Genomic DNA, 5,060 nt, shown 5'->3' with positions numbered 1-5,060 from the left:
CCCCCCCCCCCCCCCCCCCCCCCCCCCCCCCCCCCCCCCCCCCCCCCCCCCCCCCCCCCCCCCCCCCCCCCCCCCCCCCCCCCCCCCCCCCCCCCCCCCCCCCCCCCCCCCCCCCCCCCTCTCTCCGGGGGGGGGGCGGCCCCGCCACTCCCCCGGGCCCGGGGCCCCGAGCCCCCCCCTCCCCCCCCCCCCCCCCCCCGGGGCCCCCCTCCCCCGCGCCCCCCCCCCCCCCCACGGCCCCGGCCACCAGCGCGCCGGGCACACCGGAGCCCGCCCCGAGCACCGCGACCCCGGCACCCGGCTCGACCGCGCCGGCCACGAGGGCGCCGGGGAGGGCGCCGCGGAAGACGCGGGAGAGCCCGAAGGAGGCCCCGAGAGCGACGGCACGGGGCACACGTGAGACGGCCATGCCCGCCACTGTACGAACCACGCGCCCCACCCCGCCCGGCGCCCCGTCAGGTACCGGCGCCCAGACGCGGCAGCGCCGCGCCACCGGGACGAGGCCGCGCCCAACCGCGGTACACGCGCGCCCACCCGCGCGGCGGCGCGTCCCCCGGCCCCCGGACGCCCGCCGGCACCGGGTCGCTCCCGCCGCGCAGGCCGACGGTCAGCGACGTGCCGCCCGGCGGGTACGCGACGGCGGCGCATGAACCGGCTGACACGCTCAGCGGTGCGCCACCGGCCCCTCGGCGGGCGGCGGCGCCCGCAGGGCGGAGCGGCGCGATGCGGGCCGGGCCCGCCGGGCCGGGCGCGCGGCGCCCTATGCCTCGCCGCGCGCCGCCGCGAGCAGTTCCTCCGCGTGTGCTCGCGCGGACGACGAGTCCGCCTGACCCGCGAGCATGCGCGACAGCTCGCGCACCCGGTCCTCGCCCTCAAGGACCGTCACGCCCGACCGCGTCACCGTGCCGTCGTTCGTCTTCTCCACCAGCAGCTGCCGGTCGGCGAACGCCGCGACCTGCGGCAGGTGCGTGACGACCACGACCTGCGCCGACTTCGCGAGTTCCGCGAGCCGCCTGCCGACCTCGACCGCCGCCTTGCCGCCGACGCCCGCGTCGACCTCGTCGAACAGGTACGTGGGCACCGGGTCGGACCCGGCGAAGACGACCTCGACCGCCAGCATCACCCGCGACAGCTCACCGCCCGACGCGCCGCGCGCGATCGGCCGCGGCGGGGCGCCCGGGTGCGGCGCGAGGAGCAGTTCGACCTCGTCCGCGCCGTGCGGCCCGTACGCCACGGCCCGGCCGCCGACCTCGATGCCGTCCGCCGTCGCCGGGTCCACCTCGACCTGGCTGATCGCGAACGACACCCTGGCGTGCGGCATCGCCAGCGACGCCAGTTCGCCCGTCACCGCCGCCGCGAACCGCTCCGCGGCCTCCGTGCGTGCGTCCGTCAGCGCCTGCGCGAGACCGGACAGCTCGCCGCGCAACGCCTCGCGCTCCGCCTCCAGTTCGCCGATGCGGTCATCGTCGCCCTCCAGCTCCGTCAGCCGCGCGGCGCTCGTCTCGCCCCAGGCGAGGACGGCGGCGGCGTCCTCGCCGTACTTGCGGGTCAGCGCGGTCAGCGCCGCCCTGCGCTCCTCGACCGCCGCGAGGCGCAGCGGGTCGGCTTCCAGGTCGTCGGCGTAGCCGGCGAGTTCGCCCGCGACGTCCGCGAGGAGGATGGAGATCTCGCCCATGCGCTCGGCGAGCGCGCCGAGCGCCGGGTCGTGCGCGCGCACCGCTTCCAGGGCCCGCCCGGCCGCGCCGACCAGCGTCGTCGCGTCGACGGCCTCCGGGTCCTCCGGCACGCCGGCGAGCGCCGCGTGCGCGACGGACGCCGCTGACGCGAGCGCCTCGGCGTTGCCCAGCCGCTCCGCCTCGGCCGCCAGTTCGGCGTCCTCGCCCGCGACGGGTTCGACGGCGGCGATCTCACCGAGCCCGAAGCGCAGCAGGTCGGCCTCCTGCGCACGCTCACGCGCGCGCGTCGTCAGCTCGTCCAGCTCGGTCGCGACGGCCCGCAGCCGCCGGTACGCGGCCAGGTACTTCTCCAGCGGCACGGACACCGCGTCGCCGGCGTAGCGGTCGAGCGCGCCGCGCTGCCTCGCGGGGCGCAGCAGCCCCTGCTGGTCGGTCTGGCCGTGGACGGCGACGAGGTCGTCCGCGAGCTCCGCGAGCACCCCGACGGGCACGGATCTGCCGCCGAGGTGGGCGCGCGAGCGCCCCTCCGCCGAGACGGTTCTGCTGACGAGCAGCGCGCCGTCGTCCAGTTCCGCGCCGGCCTCCTCGGCCCGCAGCGCGGCGGGCGCGCCGGGCGGCAGGGACAGCCTGCCCTCCACGACGGCTGCCTTCGCGCCGATCCGCACGAGGGCGGGGTCGGCGCGACCGCCGAGCAGCAGCGCGAGGCTGGTGACGACCATGGTCTTGCCCGCGCCCGTCTCGCCCGTCACCGCAGTGAAGCCCGGCGAGAGCTCGACGACGGCGTCGTCGATGACCCCGAGCGACCGTATCCGCATTTCCTCCAACACGGACATGACCATACGAGGTGCGGGCCCCCCTTTGCACGGCCCGGCTCCGGCACGGCCCCCCGCGGGGTCAGCCGGGGGCGCCCCGCCAGCCGGAGACCGGGAGCGCGAACTTCGCGACGAGCCGGTCCGTGAACGACGCGTGGTGCAGCCGCGCCAGCCGCACGGGCACCGCGCCGCGGCGCACCTCGACGCGCGCCCCGGCGGGCAGCTCGACCGTCCTGCGCCCGTCGCACCACAGCACCCCGTGCGGCGTGTCCGCCTGCACCTCCACGGCGAGTACCGTCGTGGGCGAGGTGACCAGCGGCTTCGCGAAGAGGGCGTGGGCGCTGATCGGCACCATGAGCAGGGCCTCCACGTCCGGCCACACGACGGGCCCGCCGGCCGAGAACGCGTACGCCGTGGAGCCGGTCGGCGTCGCGCAGACGATGCCGTCGCAGCCGAAGCCGGTGACCGGACGCCCGTCGATCTCCAGGACGACCTCCAGCATCCGCTCGGGCGACACCTTCTGCACGGCGGCCTCGTTCAGCGCCCAGTCGGTGTGCACTATGTCGCCGTTGTTGTGCACGACGACGTCGATCGTCATGCGCTCCTCGACGTCGTAAGAGCGTGCCACCACGCGTTCCACCACGCGCGCGAGGTCGTCGCGCTCCGCCTCGGCGAGGAACCCGACCCGCCCGAGGTTGACGCCGAGCATCGGGACGCCGGACGCGCGCGCGAAGGCGGCGCCGCGCAGCAGGGTGCCGTCGCCGCCGAGCACGATCAGCAGCTCGCAGCCGTCCAGGACGTCGGGCGTGGCTTCGGCGACGGTCCGCACGGACGCGGGCAGCGGCGGCAGGTCGGCCGCCTCCTCCTCCAGCACCCGCACGCCGATGCCGCCGCGCTCGAGGGCGGCCACGACGAGTTGCGCGCTGCGCACGGCGGCGGCCCTGCCGGTGTGCGCGAGCAGGAAGACCGTGCGCTCCGGCCGGGGGTCCGCCACCGCGCTCTGTTCGCCAGGAACCGTCATCTGGGGCCCTCCTCGACCGCGCGCGCGACGTCGGCCGGGTCGAGCGGAGGCGCGTCCGCCCGCAGCCACAGGAAGTACTCGACGTTGCCGGCGGGGCCTGGCAGCGGGCTCGCGGTGACGCCGCGCACGCCGAGGCCGAGTTCGGCCGCCCGGTGCGCGACCGCGGTGACGGCCTCGGCGCGCAGCTGCGGGCTGCGCACGACGCCGCCGGTGCCGAGGCGCTCCTTGCCGACCTCGAACTGCGGCTTGACCATCAGCACCAGGTCGGCGCCGGGCGCCGTGCAGCGCGCGAGCGCGGGCAGCACCAGGCCGAGCGCGATGAAGGAGAGGTCGCCGACGACAAGGTCGACGGGCGTTCCGCCGATCGCGTCGAGCGTCAACTCGCGTACGTTCGTGCGGTCCTTGACAGTGACCCGCTCGTCGTTGCGCAGCGCCCACACGAGTTGCCCGTACCCGACGTCGACGGCGACGACGTGTGCCGCGCCGGCCCGCAGCAGCACGTCGGTGAAGCCACCGGTGGACGCGCCCGCGTCCAGCGCGCGCCGCCCCCGTACGACGAGCCCGAGCGGCACGAACGCGTCGAGGGCGCCGGCCAGTTTGTGCCCGCCGCGCGAGGCGTAGCCGGGGTCGTCGGCGTCCTGGGCGACGACGACGGGCGCGCTGGTCTCGACCTGGGTCGCGGGCTTGGTCGCGGTGGTGCCGCGTACGGTGACGCGGCCCGCGGCGATCAGCTCGCAGGCGTGTTCACGCGAGCGCGCGAGGTTGCGGCGCACCAGTTCCGCGTCGAGGCGTCGGCGTGCCAGTCCTGCCACGTGCGATTCAGCTCCTGTGGTCGTGCGGGGGTGTCGGTCCTGGGCGCGCGTCGAGCGCGGCGAGCGCGTCGCGCAGCCCCTGGTGAACATCCTCGTACACCTCGATATGCCCGTCGGTGGTGAGGTGGTCGGCGTCGCCGAGCCGGGCGAGGGCCGCGTCGACCCGCGCGTCCCCCGTCGCGGCGCGCTCCACGCCGAGCGGCGAGGGCCCGGCGGGCTCGACGGGTGCGGATTCCGGCTCAGGACCGGGCTGCGGGCCGGGCTCCGTCGCGGCGGGGTCCGCGGGCGCGTGGGGTTCGAAGGACGCGGGCGGCGCGGGGTGCGGGCCGCTGTCCCCCGGGGCGCCGGCGGTCGTGTCGTTCATGGCGGAACGCTACCGCGATCCCCGCGGGTACGGTCGATGGCGATGGCTACCCAACGCCGCCGACGTCGACCGCTCGCTCAGCTGCCACATCACCGACCTGGACGTCACGTTCACCGGCAGGCTGCGGCGAGGCGCGATCACCGTGGCCGATGCCGTGCGGCACGGCCCGCCGGCCGAGCGCGCGCAGATCAGGCTCGCGATGGCGGGCGACGACCTGGTGGCGCTCGCCGAGGGGCGGCTGGACTTCGTCCGGGCGTGGGGCACGGGCCGCGTCAGGTTCGAGGCCGGGCTCCGCGACCTGCTGAGGCTGCGGTCGTTGCTGTAGCCGCAGCCGGCGCGGCCGCCTCCGCGGGCCCGGCCGCAGCCGGCTCGGCG

At 77.7% G+C, this 5,060-nt stretch carries 5 protein-coding genes; 1 reads left to right on the top strand and 4 read right to left on the bottom strand.

Features of this window, described 5'->3' with window-relative positions; genetic code table 11:
* Positions 1-760: 760 nt before the first annotated feature.
* Genes recN through JFN87_RS31950 form a run of 4 tightly spaced genes read right to left on the bottom strand, consistent with a single transcriptional unit; the run spans position 761 to position 4,685 of the window.
* Complete coding sequence (recN, locus tag JFN87_RS31965; protein WP_209345832.1) at positions 761-2,515, bottom strand: DNA repair protein RecN; 1,755 nt, start codon at positions 2,513-2,515, stop codon at positions 761-763.
* A 55-nt stretch (positions 2,516-2,570) separates the two neighbouring features.
* Complete coding sequence (locus tag JFN87_RS31960) at positions 2,571-3,509, bottom strand: NAD kinase (RefSeq protein WP_209345830.1); 939 nt, start codon at positions 3,507-3,509, stop codon at positions 2,571-2,573.
* Positions 3,506-4,321, bottom strand: a complete 816-nt coding sequence (locus tag JFN87_RS31955) for a TlyA family RNA methyltransferase (protein WP_209345828.1) — start codon at positions 4,319-4,321, stop codon at positions 3,506-3,508. Before JFN87_RS31955 ends, JFN87_RS31960 begins: the two co-directional genes overlap by 4 nt.
* 7 nt (positions 4,322-4,328) lie before the next feature.
* Complete coding sequence (locus tag JFN87_RS31950; protein ID WP_209345826.1) at positions 4,329-4,685, bottom strand: hypothetical protein; 357 nt, start codon at positions 4,683-4,685, stop codon at positions 4,329-4,331.
* Between JFN87_RS31950 and JFN87_RS31945 the strand changes: the two genes are divergently transcribed.
* The gene (locus tag JFN87_RS31945) at positions 4,684-5,010 is read left to right on the top strand and encodes a sterol-binding protein (protein WP_372449330.1); all 327 of its coding nucleotides are present in this window, start codon (positions 4,684-4,686) and stop codon (positions 5,008-5,010) included. The two genes, JFN87_RS31950 and JFN87_RS31945, sit on opposite strands and share 2 nt — an antisense overlap.
* The last annotated feature ends 50 nt before the right edge of the window (positions 5,011-5,060 follow it).

The sequence above is a fragment of the Streptomyces montanisoli genome, assembly GCF_017813245.1.
Classification (GTDB): domain Bacteria; phylum Actinomycetota; class Actinomycetes; order Streptomycetales; family Streptomycetaceae; genus Streptomyces; species Streptomyces montanisoli.
Note: the sequence above shows the minus strand (reverse complement) of the source record. Positions and strands in the feature narration are given on the sequence as shown.